Genomic DNA, 21,595 nt, shown 5'->3' with positions numbered 1-21,595 from the left:
GGAAGCTCGCATTCTGGCCGAAACATCATAGCCGTGCTAGACCCGCCCGCATAGCTCCGAACAAAAACGAAGAATTCCCCCTATAGTGCGATTTGCCCTTATTCATAATGCTCGCAGCCGTAAGAACCGGCGCGGCGGTTCCGTATTCGCTACGGAGGCCAAGGCGCTTCTCGGAGAGAATTTCGTTCCATCAGACAGTCGTGAAGGGATGACCGAACATGTTCATTACCTTTGCAGGCAGGGAGTCCGAACCATTGCCATTGATGGTGGGGACGGAACAATCAGCGCTGCGCTGACAGCCATTGCGCGTGCATATCCAGCAGATCGCCTTCCCGATATCGCCGTAATCGCATCAGGGAACACCAATCTCATTGCTGGGGATATCGGGTTCGGGCTGAGGGAGATGGAGGCTATCAATCGCTTGCAACAAGGGGCTGCAATGCGATCGAGCACACGCACACCCATTTGTCTTTCTTGGCCAGACACAGACCGCAAGCCAGTGCTCGGATTGTTTGGAGGGTGTACGGGCTATGCGCGCGCTGTTCGTACGGCGCATTCTCCAGCAGTCGTCAGGTTTGCCCCCCATGATCTGGCTGTAGGCTTTACGCTCTTCAGCACCGTTGTCAGTCTCCTTTTCCGTAAAAGTCGCAAGAGCTGGTTGGAGGGGGAGCCTCTACGGGTTGAAACATCTGGCCACGCTTATGACGGGAACAGCTTCATGTTTCTTTCAACGGGACTATCCCGGCTTTCTCATGGAATCTGGCCGTTCTGGGATGCGGAACCGAATGTGGAAGGTCTGCGATATCTTGATGTCAGCGCCTACCCGGAAAACCTTGCCCGTGCGACGGCTGCGCTTCTGTGTGGACGTGCGCCCCGGTGGCTGCGGCGTCATCCTGACTATGTGAGTGGCCGAACAGACGACATGATGCTTGAAACAAGAAGTGACTTTGTCCTGGACGGAGAGGTTTTTACACCCTCAGAGAGCGGGCGTATTCGACTTGAACGTGGGCCAGCCTTCCGTTTCCTCCATGCCTGATGCACTTGAAAAAATTCTCATTGAAGAGCTGACAACGCCGGTTGATGAGAGCGCTGTAGCTTTCGCCGATGCTCTGGCTCGTGCTTTCCCACGTCCGCCTCTGGGTGTTCTGTTTTATGGTTCGGTGCTCCGCGCAGCAGACCCGGACGGTATTCTCGATTTTTATATCGTGACGGAAAGCTCAAAAAATTTTACGGGCAGTATGGTTGCTCGTACCGGCAACCTGCTTCTTCCTCCAAATGTCCGTTACGCCGAATTCAAAGACGGTCATCGCACGTTGCGCGCAAAGATTGCGGTATTGTCGCGGGAGCAGTTCGAAGACCGTACGTCACTTGGCGCGCTCGATACGACACTATGGGCACGGTTTTGTCAGCCTGTACGTCTCGTGTGGGTTCGAGACGAGCATGCAGCGGATATGTTGCTGGACTTGCTGGCGCGGTGTGTGACGACTGCGTCCTGCTGGGCTGCCCTCCTGGGTGCGCCGCACATGACGGCGCTTGAATACTGGCGGACCCTTTTTGCCCACACTTATGCTTCAGAATTGCGTGTTGAGAAGAAGGGGCGCGGCAATAGTTTGCTTGCTGGCCAAGAGGCGCGGTTCAGTAGCATGCTGACCCTGGGATGGGCGCGAGCGCATCTTGGTTATTCTGCAGTGGGCGAAATGCTTGAGCCGACCGTGTCGCCGACTTTGCGCAAACGGGCAGCACGGCGCTGGGCGCTTGTTGGGACGTCAGGCAAGCCTCGAAACGTAGCGCGGCTCGTGAAAGCGGCGTTTACTTTTGAAAACGGTGCGTCTTATCTGGCGTGGAAAATCAAGCGTCATACAGGGCTTGATCTGGCCCTCTCTGAGTTTGAGCGGCGACATCCCTTGCTCACTTTGCCTGCGTTGCTTTTACGTATGAAACGTTTGCGCAAAGCCGCCTGACGTTATTTCTCAGGATAAAGCCCATAAAAAAGGGGACTGTCTGGAACAGTCCCCTTTTTGCGCTTTAAACGACGCCGTACTCAGTCTCGGAAATGCTCGGCAACCTGCTTGAAGACGGCTGTTGCCTGATCAATTTCTTCAGGGCTGTGAGCAGCCATAACCGAGCAGCGCAACAGCGGACGGTTGTCAGGTGTTGCGGGCGGGAGAGACAGATTAACGTAAACGCCGTTTTCAAGAAGGGCATTCCAGAACCCGACAGCCTGAGGCACCGTTTCAAGCGTCACGGCAACCACCGGCGAAACATGTTCGCCGGTCTGTAGGCCTGCGGCCTTCAATCCGGCATGAAGACGTGCAGCATTGTCCTGGAGGCGGGTGCGAAGTTCTGGATGTGCAACCATATCATCAAGAGCAGCCAGCGTTGCCGCGATGATCTCCGGGGGGAGGGAGGCTGTGAACATATACGGGCGAGAGCAGAGGCGCATCAGATCAACGCCATCATGATCCGTGACGCAATATCCGCCCACTGTTCCGAGCGACTTTGAGAAGGTTCCGACTACGAAGTCGATGCCGTCTTCACAGCCCTGGAGTTCTGCAACCCCACGACCGTTTTCACCTAGCACGCCAAAGGAATGTGCTTCATCAGCCATCAGGTAGGCGCCGTGGCGCTTCTTGATTTCGACAAACTTGTCCAGCGGGGCAACGTTCCCCGTCATGGAATAGATGCCTTCCGCGATGATCAGCTTGGCGCCAGGATGATCGCTCAGGCGTGCAAGGCGCTTCTCAAGATCGACCGGGTCATTGTGGCGGAAGCGGATGACCTGCGCACCAGACAGTTTTGCACCGTCATAAATGCTGGCATGGCTGTCTGCATCCAGAAGCAGCACATCGTCCTTGTTAACCAGCGCAGAAATTGTGCCGAGGTTGGCCTGATATCCCGTAGAGAACACCATGCAGTGCTTGCGGCCGAAGAAAGAAGCGAGGCGCTCTTCCAGCTTGCGATGCAGGCCGAAGGTGCCATTGGCAATCCGGGAGCCCGTTGTGCCGACGCCCATTGTGCGGGCTGTCTCAATCGCGGCTTCCGCTGCGTGCCCTGACTGGCTGAGGCCCAGATAATTGTTGGTTCCGAACAGAAGCGTCTCACGCCCCTCAATCAGACCGACCGTGGCTGAGAGCGGGCGTTCAATCACGACCTCGAACGGGTTGCGTGGCGAAACTGCCGTCAATCCGTCATAGGCTGCCCGGAGGGCGGCGTGTTTTGCAAAGATATCAATCACGCGTGGCTTGCCTTCAGTGTATGAAGGCAGGCAGCCAGATCGTTGATGGTGCGGATATCTGCCAGCTTGTCGAGCGGGACAGACACGTCCAGCTCATCTTCAATTTCCATGACGAAGTTCATGACGGCGAGGCTGTCAAAAGCCAGATCTTCGACGATCTTGCTGTTGCCATTGATGTCCCGCGGCACTTTCGGGTTGGCAAGCAGCTTTTCTATGATCATTCCGGAGATGCCGGCGACGCTGTCAGTCATGGAATTGAACTCTCGGTCTTACTATGCAGTTTGTGAGCGCTTTATGCGTCAAAGCACGTCTGTTCGCCACCCCCTCCCTGAGCAGGGAGAGGAAAAGCGGTCAGGTGTGTCCGTCAGGCTGCGGAGTTGGTTGGCTCGGTCTGCAGATCGAACTGACCTGACAGAAGCATTGTCTTGGCACGGGCACGCGTCAGCTTGCCGGAAGACGTCTGTGGAAGGGTGCGGGGCGGAACCAGAATAACCTGCACGTCCACACCATGCTGACGGCGGAACAGGCTCGTGACTTCATCACGGAGCGTGTTGCGGTTTTCTTCTTCGGTTGCACGGCACTGAACAAGTGCGACGATATTCTCGCCTGTTTCCGTTTCCAGGGAGAAGACTGCGACATCGCGGGACCGGAGGGTACTGATCTCGCTCTCGGCAGACCATTCCAGATCCTGCGGCCAGATATTCCGGCCGTTGATGATGATAAGGTCCTTGGCGCGGCCCGTTACGACAACCTGGCCTTTCAGGTGGTAGCCAAGATCGCCAGTATTCAGCCATCCATCAGCATCGAGAACGGCTTCGGTCTCTTCGGGGCGGCGGAAATAGCCGCACATGAGGCTCGGTCCACGGACGAAAACACAGCCAACGTGGCGCTCAGGCTGAATGTTACCGAGCGGGTCACGGACTTCAATCTCGTGCTCAGGAAGTGCTTCACCGCAAAGCACAAAAGTGCGGAGCGCGTGAGAGGGATCATTGGAAGGCTTGGCGAGGCCGTCTTTTTCCAACGTGCGCAGATCGATCGTGTCGGTCTGAATGCCGGTGTTGAGCGGGGCAAAGCTGATAGCCAGGGTTGCTTCGGCCATACCGTAGCTCGCGACGAATGCGCGGGCATCAAATCCATTGGATTCAAAACGCTCGGCAAAGCCTTCGAGGATATGGTGGCGGATCATGTCGCCGCCGATCCCCGCAATGCGCCAGCAGGAGAGGTCCAGATCCGCCTGGCCACTGCGACGCGAACATAGCTCGTAGCCAAAAGAGGGGCTGTAGGCGATCGTGCCGCGATTGCGCGAAATCAGGTCCAGCCACACATGGGGGCGACGTGCGAATTCGCGGGTCGGCAGGAGATCAACCGTCAACTGGCATGTCAGGGGAGTCAGGAAAAACCCAACCAGGCCCATGTCATGGTAGAGTGGCAGCCAGGACACGCAGCGATCATCGCGGGGATCTTCTGCGGGATAAACCTTGAGACCATCACGGGCAATCGCGCGTGCATTGGCCATTCCAGCAGCCTGAGTGACAGAAACGCCCATTGGGAAACGCGTGCTGCCAGACGAAAACTGGAGATAGGACAGATTTTCGGATTTGATTTCCGGAAGCTCTACATTGGCTTCAGCATGACGGTAGAGGTCAGCGGGGGAGCCGCCGAAAACCAGATCCAGCCCTTCAACGATCTCCGATGTCCAGCTTCCGATCACGTCCGGAACCACAACAGCGCGTGCTGCAGCGCTCTGAATCATGCCACGGAGGGTGGAAACATATCCTTCACGTCCGCCAAAAGCGACAGGAAGCGGCAGCGGAGCTGGAACGAGCCCTGCATACTGGCAACCGAAGAAGATACGGGCAAAGTCACCATCGCTTTCTGCGACGATGGCCACCCGGTCTCCTGCTGCCAGTCCAAGGCCAAGCAGACGCTGAGCCATGGAAATTGCCTGTTCGCGGAGCGTTCGATACGGCAAGGCTTCCAGCAATTGTCCGCGGCCAGAGTAGATATTGAATCCACTCTCGCCCTGGGCTGCATAGTCCAGGGCTGCGGCAAAGCTCGTGAAGTCCCCGTACCGTCTGGTCAGGCCAGAGCGGCTCGGCGTCGGAGCGGAGGGAAGAGTTGGGTTCTGGGTGTCCTCGGTCAAACCTAGACTAGCTCCATTAGGATCGCCGGACATCAGGCGGCCTTGTGTAGAAAGTTAACTATGGCGTCCGCTGCGGCGGGTGCCGTGGGCTGTTCGCCCAAAGTTTCGAATGTCTCTAGTACATATTGGCGCTGGGTCTCAAGAAAACGTGAGTGTGTGTCGAACGCCTTCATGATTTCCTGTTCAGGATCGGCAATATTATCCGTCACCGGGCCAAGCGTCCAAGACTGATAATTGGGGTTATCCTGCCAGGCTGCTTCGTGAGCGTTGAGAAACAGGCATGGGCGCGGTCGTATCATGAATTCCGCCACCTGACTGCTGACATCCCCGAGATAGAGGTCTGCGCCCATGGTATAGGTCATGTCGATACTTCGTTCGCTCCCTGGGTCGATTAGCATATGGGACAGACCCGCATATTCTCGTCTGAGGGCTTCTCCTTCCGGGCGATGGTTATCAAACAGCCGGAAATGAGGAGCAAAGATCAGATTGTACTGATCCTGTGCTGCAAAAAAATCAAGCAGCTTCTTGCCCATCATGCGCCATGACGAGAAACGCTGCACGAAATGCGGATTATACAGGATTGTCGGGCGACCGTTATTAAAAAGCGGTGGTCGACGTGCATGCATCCGACGAACCAGATCAAACTTTGCATATGTGCCACGGTGATAGAAGCCGGGACGGATGATGCCTTTTTCCAGCATCCGCTCTTCGACTTTACGGCCGGGAACCAGAAGATAATCAAATTTTCTGAGATGTTTTGCAAAGCCGATGGCACGATCTCCGGCCCCATGGCCCGTCCAGATCATACGGGGTGTCCGAACGCCCATGTGTCGAAGCTGAAGAGAGGTCGCTTCGGGAACGATAATGGCATCGAAGCCCTTGAAATACTTCCGGGAGAAAAACAGCCCCATGAGGCGGTCAAGGACTCGTAGTCCCTGTGCTTCAATCCGATGCCGAAGTGCATCTGAAATCGGAAGCAGGTCAAACTGAACGCGAGACTCCGGATAGAGCGTAGCCAACGAGCGCGCGAGTTCCAGATGACTTGCTGTCAGGCACGCAATATGGACCGCGACTTCTGGGTGTCGGGCTGACATTTCCAGTGCGATTGGTAGAGCGTGTAGCGTCTGGTGTCGCTGGGCGATTAAGGGAAAGACGACTTTCATGGCTGGGAAATCGTGCGCAGAGAGGGCTTACGAAGAACCAGAAGAAGTTGAAGTCCGATCAGGAGCATGACCCCGCAGAGTGTAATAGGACCAACTCCATCGAGACCGTATCTGCGGACAACAAGAACAAGCCCCGGAAAAAATACAAGAAAGTCCAGGAAACGCGCAGATGTCGCAGCGCCGGAACGGTCTGTTGTGAACAGGAGGGGTTCGAGCGGAAGGCCCCAAACAGCAACAACTTCCGCTGCAAGAAGCCAGAGTGTAACTGGCATCGTCTGCGTTGCACCTGTTGGGCCGATATAAAGCTGTAAAAGGGGGCGGCCTGCCAGAAGGGTCACGGCAAGGAGAACTGTCCCGATCCCACCTGCGGCAAGAGCCACCTGAATGGTCAGGCGGTAAAGCTTGGTTGTCGCACGATCACGCCAAAGGCGCGCCATTTCCGGGTACACGGTTGTTTGAATCAGTGCGGCTGGCTTGGCGATCCCAGCGGCAATCTGGCTGGCCACCCGATAATATCCGGCACCTGCGGGGCCAACGAACGCTCCCACTACAAGCGTCCCAATATGTCCGAAGGTCAGAGCCAGGGCAGAATTGAGGTTTGTGGAAAGCGCAAAGCGCCTGATACCAAGATGGGTTCGAAAGAAATGCCCATTCAGCAGGTCAGGGATCAGATCGCGTAGTTCTTTTGTAAGGCCACGCATCAGATCCCGGCGGATCAATTCTCGGACGGCCATAAACCCGAGTGTTGCCCACGCTGCAAATTCGGCGAACATCCACACGAACGCCAATGCTGGTACGGACGCGCCTTTTACGGCGAGGAAAAAAGTACCCACGACGCGAACGAGAGTGGCGACTACGCCCTGAATGGAAATCAGATCATATCTGTTGAAGATGCGCAGAAGACCTGTGGGGGTGGCGGATGCCATGAACAGGATCGACAGGCAGAATATTGTTCCTGTCTGGTGTATTTCTGGCGGCCAGCCCAGCATTTTCATAGCAAAGATACTGATGAACAGGCCGCCACAAAACCCAAGCAACCCTCCAAGGCCATCCAGCAGAAAACTGAACGCTATGACGCGCTGAAACCCTTTCCGGTCTCCTTCTGTCAGCGGGCGAAGGCCATATTTCAGCACTGTCTGCCAGGATTGGAAATCGACCAGATCGCCCATGGTACGCGCGAAGGCGTACATCATGGCGATGAGACCAAAGCCATAACTTCCAAGGAAATGTGTTGCCATCCAGATATGGAGGAGGCTTAGGGGCGCATTTACGACACGTCCTCCAAGCAGCACGCCAACATTGCTCATGACGCGTCGGACACCGGCCACTTTCGGGAGTTGTAAAGGCGGTTCTTCGGCCGACATCAGGCGCAGGAAACTTTCATGGCTGTCAAATCGTTGTCACAAATCTGCTTCACACATAGGGTCTCAAGAGAAAATCTAAACTCACATTTTATGACCAAACGTTGCATTCACCTCCACGGAGGGATGAACATGAGCCGTTCTGGGACGAGACCTGCACGCGAGAACTTTGCAGAATTGCAAGGATCTCAACTGTTTGAAGGCAAGCTCGCGTTCTGTGTCAGTGTGTAATCTAACTTTCGCGCACATCTTTGGACGGCAGTGCCAAGAAGCCGTGATGAGCGATTTTAGAGCGATTTCCGAAGAGACAGTCCGATAGTCCGCCCCATGGGATCCATGAAGGCAGGCTGGTATCCAGCCGGTGTGGCGCCGGTTCCGTTATGAACGTGAATGCGGTTGTTCGAGACATTATCCAGCGACAACATGATTCTAAAATTCTGAGCCCAGTCGCTGTGTTTCCAGCGGGGGATGTCTCCCAAAGTGACGAAAACAGAAAAATCCAGGGTTGCGAGGCTACTGAAATACAGGCTGCCTGCGGACGTGCTGCCCAGAGTTGATGTGCCTGATTGCCACTTGCCGTCCAGCCTGATGCCAATACCGTTTCGATAAGCTCCTGCCTGAAGTTCCACTTCATGACGGGGTTTGCCGCCAAGGCCACCTATCGTTCCGCCGTTTAGGAGGTCTATAGCGGGGAGGCCAGATCGTAATCGCACAGTATCGTTCAACCGCCAGACCTGGGTCAGGACAACGTAATAACGACCCTGCGTGGTATTGCCTGGCCGTCCTTTATGGTGCGCTTTGTCAGGCTCGTTTCCGAAGGGACGTGAGAGCGAGAAGGTGGTGTTCCATTCTGTCCGCTTCTCATAGTCGGCGTTGACTGGCCTTAAATCCACACGTTCCAGAACGCCGTCAGCATCTCGTTGGTAGTTATCCGGGAAAGCATCCTGAATGGCTGCGGTGGCAGTCGGTAAAGACAGAACCGGATTGTGTGTGTTGTCATGCACGTAATTGATGTGCAGTCGCGATCCGTCCAGAAAAGGGGGGGACAGGATGGCACCAAGACTGATTTCATGTCGATCGGCTGACCGCAGGTTCCGGTTGCCGCCAGATACAGTCGTGACCTGAACGGACTCTCCACGCACATAGTCATATGTTGTGACGTTCGGAGTTTCGATTGTGGGCGCTACAAGGGAGGAGGCTGCGGGTGCTTCTGTCTGTTCAGTGATGGAGAGCGGCAGCTGGATCCATGTGAGAGGCGCCCATGTGACGCCCCCACCGACGGTTCCCAATGTTCCGAAGTGGGACACCTGGCTGACCGCACCGTTCACATTGGCATCCAGCTTTTCAAGAAAAGACAGAAAGTGGTTCTTTCGGCTTGCGATCGGAAGGTCGCCGTTGATCCGAATTGTACCAATATCTCGGCTGATGGCCGCGCGAGATGTTACGTTATTGACGGTGGATACAGCGTTTTGCTGGCTGAGTGTTCCCGTGGCTGCAATGCTGGTGGAGGCATCTCCAGCAGGAAGCGTGAAAACCGGACCGGAGAGCAGTCCGCTGATCTGACCCTGATTACTTGTGGTGCGACCGTGATTGACGAGGCGCTTGCCTAACCAGGCTGGAGAAACTGTTGTCCATGGGTCGAAAGAAAGGTCGTTGGAATTCAGGGCTGCCTGGGCCGTTGTGAGCGACAGCCCAGTCTGGCTGTTCGTGACTGTTTGAGTGTAATCGTAGCTGCCCTTGGCATTCCACTTCCAGTCCCCGAGATCGCCATTAAAATTAAGGCCGGCGTGCCCTGTTTCGGTGTGTGCGGTCTGCTGAAGGGGGGCGATGTTTCCAAAACTGCGGAAAAGCTGAACAGACTGGGTAAATGGTGAATAGAAACTTCCGCCAGGCAGCGTGAGTACCCCATGCGGTAGGCCTTGTAGACTGATTTGATCCTGATGATCAAAACTCACATTGAGAGACGAGCTGATATTTTCAGTGATACGATCAGCGTAAACCCCGTTCAGGTTCAATTCGTGCTTGCGCGGCTGAAGGGTATAGGCCGAGGCATTCGTGCTGGTATTGGGATTGTTCGCGTAGGGAAGAATATCCTCCACCGTTGCGGCCTGCCCGAAAGGTAAGGATGGGCTTCCTGCCATAGTGACGGTCTGTCCGGACAGAGCATCAAGGGCCGGGTCCAGGCTGGTACCATCTGACGTACTGAGGTTGCCCTGTGTGGCGTAGAGTGAGTTTGCCGCCGGGGGAGCCACGTTGCGCTGGCTGTCTCTCAGCCATGAACTGGCCGTATAACGAGCGCTGAGGTTGATGCGCCGTTCGTCTTGCAAGCGCGTGAAGCTGAGGGAAAGAGCGCCATTTTCTTCACCCCCATCCGTGGATGTTTCGCCATATACGCGCGCACGAACGGACCTGAAGTGCTTGACGGTGATGATGTTGACGACGCGCTGATCTGCCGCATAGCCATAACGGAGGGCTTCTTCTTCCGTAAAAATTTCCACACGTGCAATTGCTTCAAAGGGAAGGTCATCAACCTCCTGAAGGCCGGAAATTCGTTTGCCGTTTAAAAGAACAACAGGAGCATTTCCTGTCGCTCCCCGTCCAGAGCGTGTCTCAGGCGAAATGGTGCTCAACAGATCCGTTACGGTATCGACGCCATAGGATTTAATCTCATCTGCGCTGATTTGCATGAGTGGTTTTGGCGCACCAATGACGGCTCCTTCCGGTTTATGGCCGGTAACGACGATATGCTCCGTTGTGGATGTCGTGCTGCCGGATACGTTGGATGGGGTTGTGCCCGCCGTATTAGTGCTTTGTGCCCAGGCTGAGCCGCAGGAGAGGGCGGCGCTGAAACCGCAGCACGTCAGTTTTCTAAGATTTAATCGGGAGCGTGTAGCGGCTGGAGTGCCAGAATGGTGGCTGGTCATGCTGTGGCCTGCCGATCTCCCGGAATTGCAAGTTTATGAGCTCCGTTTGTGTCTGGAGCAGCGAAGGATCGTCAAGTCATTCCCTGACGCAGAAACCATAGTGGGGTATTTTTTGGGGAAACTGTTTCTTTTTGTCGAGAAACAAAATTCTCCGAAACAATCAGCTTGAGTTCAGACTTTCTCAGCGTTTCGCATGGTTTCACTATCAATGACGTCGCGGATCGCACGGGTTAATGCTGAGTGATCGGTATAGCGGCGCCCATAAGTCAGATTGAATTCATGGTCGAAGTCTGGCGGGTTGATGCCAGTATTATGCTGGCAAATGGTTTCGAGTTTGTCGAAAGCCTTTGCCATCCTTGCCTCAGGGCTGGAGGCATTTTCGTACTCATCCCAAAGCTCAAGAAACTCTTCTTTTAAATGCTCGGGAAGAGGGGCCATCACGGTCAGGAGATCTTCACGTTCCTGCTGGGATTTGTTGCTGGAAGCTTCAACGGAAATGGCCGGAATATCGCCATGGATGGCTTCGCCCAGGTCATGGAGAATACAGATCTTAAGGAGACGCAGCAGATCGATGCCTTCAAGCTGGTCGGCGAAGGTCATGACAAGAAGGCATAGACCCCAGGTGTGTTCTGCGGTGCTTTCAGCTTGACCACCCAGAGTAAAAGCGCGGCGAAGCACATCTTTGAGCTTGGAGGCTTCGCGGAGAAAATCGAGACGCTTCTTGATCTCGTGTGTGGTCATCAAAATCGGTCCTGACGATTGGGAATTTGAGGCCAAAGTCAGGCCTGATCCTGAGAGATGGCGTCCTGTCACATTACCAGCGCGTAAAGCACCAGATATCCGGCGATCACGAGTAGAACCAGAATTCCAAGAAGGATTGGAAAACCCATACCGTTCTGGATCGATTTGATCGCCTTGACGATAAATTCAGCCATCATGTCGCGCTCCTGGGGCGAGTGCAGGCGAACGGTTGTCCTACAGTCGTTCGAAATTATATGCGAAAATGGTTAAAATGGTAACTCCCCGTCCGTGCAGGACACAAATGCAAGTGGGTCTTCAAGGGCTTGCCGCGTAACATCAGGGAAACTGTCGCCGGAAAGCAGCCATATTTCCTGAATAGAAATCTTATCGGTTCAGTCTTTCAAAAGGATTTTCCCATGAAGCGTCTTGCAATGATGGTGCTGGGTTTTGCCATGATGGCACCCCTGATGGCGTGCTACGGGCCATACGATCATGGACGGGGACATCATCATCACGAAGGCCGAGGCGGACCTTACGTTGGCGGCGGCGGAGGGTACGGGCACCGCTGACCCTTACCTTTTACAGAGAAGCCTGAACTCAAGGTCGTTTGGGTTTTTCTGAGGGCATCCTGTCTTTGCCTGTTCGGGGTGGCCGTGTAGGGAAGAGAAACAGCGTTCCGTTCTGGAACTGTTATTCTGAACGCACATGGATATAGAGATGCCCGCATCCGGGGTTGAGACAGGCTGGTTTCCCATTTCCCTTCGTCTGGAGGGCGCACGTGTATTGCTGGTTGGCGGCGGCGAAGTTGCTGTCAACAAAGGCAGGCTTTTGCTTGATCATGGTGCGCAGATCGAGATTGTTGCGGAAGCCCTGAATGGCGTTGTTCAGGAGTGGGTGGATGCGGGATTGGCGCGGCATGTAGGCGGTCGCGTTGACGCTGATATTTTACAGACTGTCATGCCGGGGTGTCGTCTGGTCTATGCGGCAACAGACGATCGGAGCGTTAATCGCGTAGTGGCTGCTCTTGCTGACACGTTAAATATTCCAGTCTGTGCCGTTGATGATCCGGAGCCGTCCACGTTCATTACGCCTGCTCAGGTTCGGCGTGGGGCGGTACGTGTGGCAATTTCAACCGCTGGCGGAGCACCGGTTCTGGCGCGTCGACTGCGGGAACAAATTGAAAGCTGGATGCCGCATGGGACGGGGCAACTCGCCGCGTATATGCAGTCCCGCCGGGCGCGGGTGTCCGCACAATATCCTGCAGTGCAGGATCGGAAACGGATCTGGGAAGATTTTCTGGACGGAGCAGGCGCAGAAGCTGCACTGGCAGGCGATGAGGTTCGGGCTGACAGTGTGCTTGATGTGCTCCTGTCAGCACAGCGGGCTGCTGGCGAGGTCTGGCTTGTGGGCGCCGGGCCCGGCGACCCCGATCTTCTGACATTGAAGGCCCTCCACTTCATGCAGAATGCTGACGTGGTGCTTTACGATAATCTGTTACCCAAAGTGTTGCTCGAACGTGTTCGACGTGACGCGGAGCTGATTTTTGTGGGCAAGCAGCGTAATCGCCATGCGATGCCACAGTCCGAAATCAACAGCGAGATGGTCCGTCACGCGAAAGCCGGTCAACGAGTTCTGCGTCTGAAGGGGGGCGATCCGTTCATCTTCGGGCGGGGTGGCGAGGAAATTGAATCGCTAGTGGACGCGGGGGTGTCTTTTCGTGTTGTGCCGGGCATTACCGCTGCCAGTGGATGTGCGTCCTATGCGGGCATTCCCCTTACACATAGGGATTGTGCTCAGGCGTGTCTGTTTGTGACAGGGCACGCACGGGCGGATGGCGTGCTGGATCTGCCTTGGGATGACATGGCGGATCGCCGTCAGACTGTCGTTATCTATATGGGAATTTCGACGTTACCAGCTCTGATGGCAGGGCTGGTAAAAAATGGCCTGCCGTCAGACTGGCCGGCAGCCATCGTGGAACGGGGAACCCAGCCCGGGCAACGTGTGTTGACGGGAACACTCGGAACAATGGCGGCTCAGGCCGCAGAAGCACAGGTTTCTTCACCCGCGCTTGTGATTGTGGGTGAGGTCGTTCGTCATCGCGTTGTTTCACCCTGAATAAAGAGCTGCGCGTAAGATGCATGGCTCCTGTTCTTAAAAAAGGCCTTTTTTCAATAGGCTGCTCTGTGAAAGGTCTTACAACCGCCTGAACTGGAGATAACCCCACATGCCGTCACTGACCGCTATTATCACGGAAATTGCAGAGGAAATGCGTGCCGAGACAGATCGGGGGCAGGTGGCAAACTATATTCCGCCGTTGGCAAACGTCGATCTCGGTCGGTTTGGAATGGCCATTATCGATGCAGAAGGCGGCAGTCATATTGTTGGGGACGCTGAAGAAGCTTTTTCCATTCAGAGCGTTTCAAAGGTTTTTGGCCTGACGCTCGCCCTTAATGCGGTGGACGCCGGGCTCTGGAGCCGCCTGCGTCAGGAACCGTCGGGCAGTGCATTCAATTCGATCATCCAGCTTGAAAGTGAAAATGGCATTCCGAGAAACCCGTTCATCAATGCGGGTGCGATTGTCGTATCGGATATTCTGACATCCCAGTATGGCTTGGACGGCGCGCAGAATGAGCTTTTGGGCTTCCTGAAGCCCATGAGCTCAGATCCGGATACCATCCTGATTGATCGGGATGTGGCGCGGCAGGAAGAGGAGACCGGATTTCGCAACAAGGCTCTAGCCAATTACATGCGGACCTTCGGGAATATTCATAATCCCGTTGATGAAACGCTGGACCTCTATTTTCATCAGTGCGCGTTGACCATGAGTTGCAGGCAACTTGCGGAAATGGGCACCTATCTGATGACGGGCGGAATTAATCCCCGAACGGGCGAGCGCGTCATTTCCACGCGAAATGCCCAGACCGTACTCGCTCTCATGATGATGTGTGGACATTATGACGGGTCCGGCTCTTTTGCGATCAGGGTTGGGTTGCCAGGAAAGTCAGGCGTTGGGGGTGGTATTCTGGCAGTTGTTCCGGGTGTCGCGTCGGTTGCGGTATGGTCGCCGGGTTTGAATGCGCAGGGCAATTCGCTGCTGGGAACACGTGCCCTTGAGCGTCTTGTTCAGCATACGGGATGGAACGTTTTTCGCGCCAGTCACTGAGTCAGAGATAGCATATTTTCCTTTTATATAATTGAAAAACAATAATATTTATTGAGATGTATCTGGCCGTGCCGGGGTTAGGCATTCTTTGATGCAATTCCCTTGATAACATCTAATTGACAATAATTATCAATTGCAAATATGAGGGCTCCAGTTCCGATCCTCTCTCGGTGGGCCAGCATGTCTTCTTCTGTCGTCAAATATACTGTCTTTCCCGCTCTTGTGCTGGCAGGGCTGACTTCCGCCGCTGCAGGTGCAGATACGTCTGTTGTTACGGATGAAGCTCAGTCCAGGGGCCAGAAACAACTTCAGAAGCCCGGACAGCCGCAGGCGCCAAAGTCCAAAGCGGAAGTCATTGTTGTGACGGCGACCGGCATGTCCCACGCGTCTTCTGCGACAAAGACACGCACACCGATTATTGAATCTCCTCAGTCCATTTCCATCGTCAGCCGCGAAGAAATCGAACTACGCGCATCGCCGTCAATTGCGGATGCGCTGGCCTATACTGCGGGTGTACAGGCTGAGCCATCCGGCATCGACAGTCGAGTGGATGAAGTGTCTGTCCGTGGGTTTGGTGCGGGTGGATTTTCATCCAACAACAACTTTGTCGATGGGTTGCGTCTGCCATCAGGCGGACAGTGGACCAGAACGTCCTTTGATCCGTTTGCACTTCAGCAGATTGAGGTTCTGAAGGGGCCTTCCGGTGCCCTTTATGGTCAGACGGCGCCAGGGGGCGTGGTTAATCTTGTGACGAAGCGTCCGACGGAAAAGAGCGAAGGCGAGTTCTTTCTACAGAGCAGCGGATTTACCAACCTGTCCAACTGGCAGGGGCAGGCCTCAGGGGATGTGTCTGGCCGACTGACGCATGATGGGGCTTTGACAGGCCGGATTGTCGGCCTCGCTCGATATGGTGACACTCAGGTTAATGAAGTACGGACTGGCCGCTACTACATCTCCCCAAGCCTGACCTGGAAAATTACACCCAAGACGGTCTGGACTTTACTTGCGCAGTATCAGCGGGATCAGGGGGGCTCCACATTCCAGTTCCTGCCAGCGACGGGCACGCTGTATGCATCCAAGGGTCGCCATATCGCGAATGATGCGAATATTGGTGAGCCGAACTGGGATACGTTTGATCGAAACCAGGCTTTGGCAGGCTCATTTCTGGAGCATAAATTCAACCGTTTCCTGACGGTCCGAAACAATACGCGTTACACGTATCTGAACACGCTTTACAGAGCGACAGTGCTTTCTGGCGATACGCTGGCCAAATGCGCGGCGACAGTGGCTGGATGTATTGCAGGCGAAACGGTTAATCGGCGTGCTGTGGAAGGCAGAGGGCAGTCTCAGGGTGTCACGACGGATACGCAACTTGAAGGGCATGTTCGTACGGGGCCTGTGCGGCATATGCTCCTGGTTGGCACTGATTATTTTTATACGAACTGGCGGCATAGCCGCGATCTGGTGGCGTCTTCTTATGTTCTGCCGATCCTGAATATTTTTAATCCGAAAGCACGCGGGAGTGCTGGGTATTCAGACAATCTTAGCCCGCAGGTCTATACGGCAACCATCAGCAGCCAGAACGGAATTTATTTTCAGGATCAGTTGAAGTTTAACCGCCTTCGGGTCACGATTGGTGGACGTCAGGACTGGGCGCGCGATAATACGCTCAATGTTCTCACGAAATCTCGGTACATCACGAATTCCAATGCATTTACCTGGCGAGCGGGTGCCGTTTATATGTTTGATAACGGTCTCGTGCCCTATTTCAGTTACGCTCAGTCGTTTCAGCCACAAGTCTCTGACCCATCCACGTCATTGGGAGGAAAGGCTTTCAAGCCGACAACTGGCGATCAGTATGAAGGTGGTATTCGGTATCAGTACGGGAAGAGTATCTACGTCACTTTTGGTGGATACCAGATTACCCAGAATAACATGACGACTTATGATCCGAACGGCACACTCTGTGGCACATCAACGTGCCTGGTTCAGACAGGGCAGGGCCGGGTTCGTGGGCTGGAACTTGAAGGCAAGGCAAACCTGCCGTGGGACATGTCGGTGATCTTTACCGGCACTCGCAGTGAAGCAAAGATTACGCGCTCCAATACGGCATCTCAGGTCGGCAATTATCTTGGACAGGCCCCCAAGTGGATGGCGTCTCTCTTCGTAGACCAGCGCATCCAGCATGGAACTTTTGCGGGTGTCGGTCTCGGCGGTGGTGTCCGTTATACAGGCACGAGCTACGGGGATACGGCAAATACACTACATATTCCGGATTATACGTTGTTCGATTTGTTCCTTCGATATGATTTCGCGACGGCGCATCCGCGCTACAAAGGATTATCTTTTTCGTTTAATGCCCGAAACATCGCCAACAAGCGTTTTGTCGCGACCTGTACAGCCGTATCCGCCTGCTATTATGGGCAGGGTCGTAATCTGACTGCTCGTTTGGAATATCGTTGGTAATTCGAGTAAACCGTTATGATAACGATATGGATTGCGGCCGTTCTGGGGGCAGGTGGTGCGCTTATGCTCTATATGGCATCGCCCGCTCAACAATTGCGTAAGAAGCGTCCAGCATTTCGGTTCTGTATGATTTCCGGAAGCACGCTCCTCTGTGCATCCTTGCTCATGCTGCTCGCAAGCGAAGGTAGCGGCACCGCAGTTTCCGAGTTTCTGACGCTTATCATGATTGTCTGGTCTTTGGTTCCTCTGGCTGCCGCGGTTTGGCGAAGGAGGATGTCATGACATCAACTCCCGTGATGCTAAGCAGTCGGAACTGGTTTCCCAAAGCGAGCGCCGGTCTTGTCCTTGGACTCACGCTTTCCTTTGCCCTGATGGGCATTCTGGGTCTGCTCGCGCATGTTGACGGGCAACCCAGGGCAGTTGGTTCACAGTTCCTGATGTGGCTCGTAGTTCCGGTCTGGACGGGAATTCTCGGGACTTGCTTTCTGTTTCGATCAGGCTGGCGTGCGTGGGCAATGCTTGGAGGAGCGAATGCTGTCCTCTGGGCTATTTATATAGGTGTGCGGAGTATGATGTCGTGAAAATCCGCGCTGACATTGTCCGGATGTATCGGGAAATCCATAGCTGGGTCGGGATTGTCTGTGGCCTTTTCCTATTTGTAGCATTTTATGCCGGATCGGTAACGATGTTCGAGCGGCCTTTGCAGGATTGGGCCTCGGTACCAGTGGCTTTGCCGCCGCCAGTAACACTGGAGAAAATGCCAGTATTGCTGGAAAAGACATTTTCTGAGCATCCGGAAGCGCAACGTAATTATACGATTGTTTTACATCCAACGCCTTCTCAGCCCGCATCCTTGATTTGGGGAATGCCAGAGCGGATGCACGGCCCGTCTTTCGCCAATTTTTCAGCGTTGGCACCCGATGGCTCTTTGGTGACGGTGCGTCAGGAGCCTTCTCAGGCCGCACATTTCATCAATATGCTTCATCAGCAGGTCGGGCTTTCCATGCCTCATGAAGCCGGGCGGCTCCTTATGGGCGTGGTCGCGTTGCTTTATGCGGTGGCCCTGATTTCAGGGACGCTTATTGTTATCCCCGGGCTTGTGAAAAACCTGTTTGCAATTCGACTGGGTCAAAACGTCAAAAGAATGTGGCTCGACATGCATAGTATGCTGGGCCTGTTTTCTCTGCCTTTTCATATCATCATGGCGCTCACCTCAGTGGTGTTTGCATTTCATGATGAGATCTACATGGCGGAGCAGGCGCTCCTGATACAACACCCGCAGGCTCAGCATGGTGCAGCAGGCCCGGGGCATGGGCCGCATCCTCATGGTCCCGCGGCAAAACTACGGAAGCCTCTCGACCCAGATCAGATTATTAAAACTGTTGCGACACAAGCGCCGGGGTTCATTCCCGATACTCTGGCTTATAGCAGCGCTCATGGCGGCCATTTGGCTCTCAGAATAACAGGACGAGACCCACGCTATGGCGCGCGTGGGGCGGGTGGAGGATTTGCGGGCGTCGATCCATATAGCGGCAGGCTCGTGTCTACCGAGTATATGCCCGGTCATCAGAGCTGGTCGCAGTCCGTGCTGACATCATTTTTCGTTCTGCATTTTGGCAGTTTTGGCGGAGAGAGTGTGCGGTGGGGATATGTGCTTCTCGGGCTCGGTGGCGCATTTATGTTCTATGCGGGCAATCAGCTCTGGGTGGTGTCGCGTAGGCGTCGTGAGCGCGGAACGGGACGTGTAGAGGATACAAAATCAACACGAATACTCTGTGCATTGACGATCGGATGTTCGCTTGGGTGTGTAGCCGGTATATCAGCTGTGTTGTGTGCGGCGCCTCTGCTGCCCGCAGGCAGTCAAACGGTCACTGTGCAGCTTGTTTATTTCGGGGTTTTTTTGCTGTGCAATGGGGTGGCGTTGTGGCTTAAGGAGCGGGAAGCTATTCGCACTTTACTGATATTTTCGGCAATCCTGACATGGATGATGCCGATTTCCGCACTTGTGGTTACACCATTATCACACATGCAGGATTCAGCTTTGGCAGTAGATGCATTTGCAATTCTTTATGGGGCCTTTTTGATGCTCTGGGCGGTGCGGCCCGAGGCCGGTCAGCCTGTGCTGCGTCGTAAAGGATTTCCCTCAGACCCTGAGCGGGCCTGAGGTTAGGTTGTTTTCAGAAATCGGACACGAGTGAGAAATAAGTGCCTCGTCGTTGTCCGTATTGCGCCTGATAAATGCCGACGCCGCTACCGTCTCGAAGTTGGTAGCGTTTGTCGAACAGATTTACGATGTCAGCGCGAACTTTCAGATCATGCCCCAGAGGGACGCGGGTAAAGGTGTACTGGTATCCGACATTAAAAATGTCGTACTGGGGCTGTTTCTCAAGATTGGCAAAGCCACTCCGCAGGCCGTATCCATACAGGAAATCTATATAAGCCAGATGATGCTTGCTGGAATAGGATGCGCCAGCGCTGGCCGTATACTGTCCCTGATGGTCTAACTGGATGGCATGTGCGCGAATGTAGCTCAATTCTTCTGGATCGAACTGGTATTCGGCGGAATTGATTTCTCGAGCTGCCGTTTTTACAAACGAGAAATTACCAAACAGAGACCAAGGGCCGCGCCTCCAGGAACTTCCAAACTCTGCACCATACACATGACCTCGGCGATAGCTGAATGGCGCGAGGATAACCGCACGACCAAATTGTCCAAGATCCGTAAGGTTGTGTGCCCACTTACTGTAGGCGTCGATTGTAATCTGTAATTCGGGGGTAATATGCTGGAGAATGCCAGCATCCACGTAATTGGAGGTTTCAACTTTCGTGGGCGTATCTGTCAAATTGGCTGCGGCATTTGTGGTTCCTGCAAAACGCGCCAGTGTTGAGGGATAAACGTACTGCGGAGAAGGCGGTGCGAAGAACCTGGAGTAGCCGATGTGTAAGGTCGTGCTTCTGAACGGCTTCCACACCAGGTTAGCGCGCGGGCTGAGTTGTCCTTCGTTTCCAAAAGACGATGCAAACCGATCGTAGCGAATACCATAATTGAAAGTGAGCTTGCGGGTGATGCGATATTCATCCTGAACGTAAGCACCCGCTTCAACGGACCAGTTGCCCGTGTTGTCTATCAGCCGGAGAGGGGTAGACGAAGTCTGTTGGCCAGTTTCGTCTACCGGGAATGCAAGAGAGTCAGTATCGAGGCGCTCGGAGGTGTATTGACCCAGAAGACCGGCCCGAAGGGTATGGTGCGGAGCGATATCATAAGACAAATCGAATTGTGCGCCCCCAGTTGTGAAGTCATTGACTTCGTGTTCGGCTACACCTTGAAAAATAAGGTCCCGAGCCGGGTCTGGCGTATAATCGATGCGCCCGTAACGAAAATACGGTGAGAGCTGAAGGTTCAGTTTGTCAGCGCTGTGCTGGTATGAAACGACGGCGTAATAGTTTTGCTCTGTCTGGCTGTCATCCAGAAAGCGTGATTGTACAGAGGGGTGTGACCAGTCAGTTCCAGCAAGTTGATAAACCGGTTGCAGGCCGGTCGTGTCGGGAAGTTCAAAATCTGCGTAAGATGCACTTGTCAGGAGCGAGATACGGTCGGTGTCGTTCAGCTTCCATGAAAAATAGCCAAACGCCTTTTCCTGCTGCGTTGTGTCATGTGTTGCGCGGAAGGAGGCGGTTGGGTTCTCGATACCAATATTATTCCGGTTCATGGACAGCGTCGTAAAATATTCAAAGCGCCCTTTTGAACCGCCCAATTGTAAGGACGGTGCAAAAGTGTTGTAGCTGCCGCCATAGAGTGAAAGCTGGTTATTTTTCAGGGTGGATCCACTCTTTGTATGTACGTCCACAATGCCGGCCGTACGAAACCCGAATTGAGCGGGGAGGGTTCCCGTTAGTAGGTCAACCGACTGGATAATGCGTGTATCCAGTTCCTGACCAAAACCATTCAGGCCCTCGGGAAGCAGGACACCGTTGACCCGGTAAGTCAGGCCGCCATGTTCGCCTCGCACATGCACTTCTCCGTAGCTGTCCTGCACGACGCCAGGCATTCTGAGCATAATCTGGCTGAAAGAAGCATTCTGCCCCTGAGGCGTAGCCTGGATCTGTCGTTGATCGATACCGTAGGAGACTGCGCCCAGGCCGGGGAAAATACGTCCACGCGCCTGATCGAGGTGCCCCATGACAGTGACGTGTTCAGCAGGTTTGTCGTTGGTTTGAATAGTTCTCTTTTCAGATTTTTTGGAAATCTTCTTTTGGGGCTCGCCGGATGGCGCATTATCGGCAGCAAATACATCAGTTGCCAGTAGCCCTGTAAGGAGCGTGGTTCCTGCAATTGCTATCCGAAAGGGGACAGTTGAAACTCTTGAATTTGCGGTGTGCTGTTTAATATAGCATTTGC

General features: G+C 54.3%; 17 protein-coding genes. 8 read left to right on the top strand and 9 right to left on the bottom strand.

The features are described from left to right. The first annotated feature begins 85 nt into the window (after positions 1–85). Together ABDK75_RS09080 and ABDK75_RS09075 are read left to right on the top strand one after the other, a co-directional pair. Positions 86–1,036: a diacylglycerol kinase family protein gene (locus ABDK75_RS09080; RefSeq protein ID WP_099210178.1), complete on the top strand. Its 951-nt coding sequence runs from the start codon at positions 86–88 to the stop codon at positions 1,034–1,036. Continuing rightward, the gene (locus ABDK75_RS09075) at positions 1,029–1,961 is read left to right on the top strand and encodes a hypothetical protein (RefSeq protein ID WP_346005634.1); all 933 of its coding nucleotides are present in this window, start codon (positions 1,029–1,031) and stop codon (positions 1,959–1,961) included. The genes ABDK75_RS09080 and ABDK75_RS09075 overlap by 8 nt, the downstream gene beginning before the upstream one ends. Before the next feature lie 80 nt (positions 1,962–2,041). Here the strand turns inward: ABDK75_RS09075 and spt are convergent, their stop codons facing one another. From spt to ABDK75_RS09035, 8 genes are all read right to left on the bottom strand, one after another. Next, positions 2,042–3,235 carry a serine palmitoyltransferase gene (gene spt / locus ABDK75_RS09070; protein WP_086634113.1) on the bottom strand — a complete coding sequence of 398 codons (1,194 nt, stop codon included), beginning with the start codon at positions 3,233–3,235 and terminating at the stop codon, positions 2,042–2,044. After that, positions 3,232–3,486, bottom strand: a complete 255-nt coding sequence (locus ABDK75_RS09065) for an acyl carrier protein (protein ID WP_046899528.1) — start codon at positions 3,484–3,486, stop codon at positions 3,232–3,234. The genes spt and ABDK75_RS09065 overlap by 4 nt, the downstream gene beginning before the upstream one ends. 113 nt (positions 3,487–3,599) lie before the next feature. Further along, positions 3,600–5,411 (bottom strand): fatty acyl-AMP ligase, encoded by a 1,812-nt coding sequence (locus ABDK75_RS09060; RefSeq protein WP_346005633.1) that lies wholly within the window; start codon positions 5,409–5,411, stop codon positions 3,600–3,602. Next, positions 5,411–6,541 carry a hypothetical protein gene (locus tag ABDK75_RS09055; RefSeq protein ID WP_064274096.1) on the bottom strand — a complete coding sequence of 377 codons (1,131 nt, stop codon included), beginning with the start codon at positions 6,539–6,541 and terminating at the stop codon, positions 5,411–5,413. Before ABDK75_RS09055 ends, ABDK75_RS09060 begins: the two co-directional genes overlap by 1 nt. Then, positions 6,538–7,905, bottom strand: coding sequence for a lipopolysaccharide biosynthesis protein (locus tag ABDK75_RS09050; protein WP_346005632.1), 1,368 nt, complete (start codon positions 7,903–7,905; stop codon positions 6,538–6,540). Before ABDK75_RS09050 ends, ABDK75_RS09055 begins: the two co-directional genes overlap by 4 nt. Before the next feature lie 284 nt (positions 7,906–8,189). Further along, positions 8,190–10,826 (bottom strand): hypothetical protein, encoded by a 2,637-nt coding sequence (locus ABDK75_RS09045; protein WP_346005631.1) that lies wholly within the window; start codon positions 10,824–10,826, stop codon positions 8,190–8,192. A gap of 171 nt (positions 10,827–10,997) precedes the next feature. Then, positions 10,998–11,567 (bottom strand): HD domain-containing protein, encoded by a 570-nt coding sequence (locus ABDK75_RS09040; protein WP_346005630.1) that lies wholly within the window; start codon positions 11,565–11,567, stop codon positions 10,998–11,000. Between the two features lie 68 nt (positions 11,568–11,635). Then, positions 11,636–11,764: a hypothetical protein gene (locus ABDK75_RS09035; protein ID WP_256445572.1), complete on the bottom strand. Its 129-nt coding sequence runs from the start codon at positions 11,762–11,764 to the stop codon at positions 11,636–11,638. 219 nt (positions 11,765–11,983) lie between these two features. Between ABDK75_RS09035 and ABDK75_RS09030 the strand changes: the two genes are divergently transcribed. The 6 genes from ABDK75_RS09030 (at position 11,984) to ABDK75_RS09005 (ending at position 19,360) form a co-directional block, all read left to right on the top strand. After that, on the top strand, positions 11,984–12,136 hold the full coding sequence (locus ABDK75_RS09030) for a hypothetical protein (RefSeq protein ID WP_167386096.1): 153 nt from the start codon (positions 11,984–11,986) through the stop codon (positions 12,134–12,136). A gap of 148 nt (positions 12,137–12,284) precedes the next feature. Next, the gene (cysG, locus tag ABDK75_RS09025; RefSeq protein WP_346005629.1) at positions 12,285–13,682 is read left to right on the top strand and encodes a siroheme synthase CysG; all 1,398 of its coding nucleotides are present in this window, start codon (positions 12,285–12,287) and stop codon (positions 13,680–13,682) included. 109 nt (positions 13,683–13,791) lie between these two features. Then, complete coding sequence (locus ABDK75_RS09020) at positions 13,792–14,730, top strand: glutaminase (protein WP_211500173.1); 939 nt, start codon at positions 13,792–13,794, stop codon at positions 14,728–14,730. A 180-nt stretch (positions 14,731–14,910) separates the two neighbouring features. Then, complete coding sequence (locus ABDK75_RS09015; RefSeq protein WP_346005628.1) at positions 14,911–17,196, top strand: TonB-dependent siderophore receptor; 2,286 nt, start codon at positions 14,911–14,913, stop codon at positions 17,194–17,196. 278 nt (positions 17,197–17,474) lie between these two features. Continuing rightward, a complete protein-coding gene (locus ABDK75_RS09010) occupies positions 17,475–17,777 on the top strand; it encodes a hypothetical protein (RefSeq protein ID WP_346005627.1) in 303 nt (100 codons plus the stop codon). Then, positions 17,774–19,360, top strand: a complete 1,587-nt coding sequence (locus ABDK75_RS09005) for a PepSY-associated TM helix domain-containing protein (RefSeq protein ID WP_346005626.1) — start codon at positions 17,774–17,776, stop codon at positions 19,358–19,360. The genes ABDK75_RS09010 and ABDK75_RS09005 overlap by 4 nt, the downstream gene beginning before the upstream one ends. Positions 19,361–19,373: 13 nt before the next feature. On the opposite strand, the gene ABDK75_RS09000 is transcribed toward ABDK75_RS09005, so the two are convergent. Continuing rightward, positions 19,374–21,377 (bottom strand): TonB-dependent receptor domain-containing protein, encoded by a 2,004-nt coding sequence (locus ABDK75_RS09000; RefSeq protein WP_346005625.1) that lies wholly within the window; start codon positions 21,375–21,377, stop codon positions 19,374–19,376. Positions 21,378–21,595: the final 218 nt, after the last annotated feature.

The organism is Gluconobacter sp. OJA (assembly GCF_039638325.1).
Taxonomy (GTDB): Bacteria; Pseudomonadota; Alphaproteobacteria; order Acetobacterales; family Acetobacteraceae; genus Gluconobacter; species Gluconobacter cerinus.
Note: the sequence above shows the minus strand (reverse complement) of the source record. Positions and strands in the feature narration are given on the sequence as shown.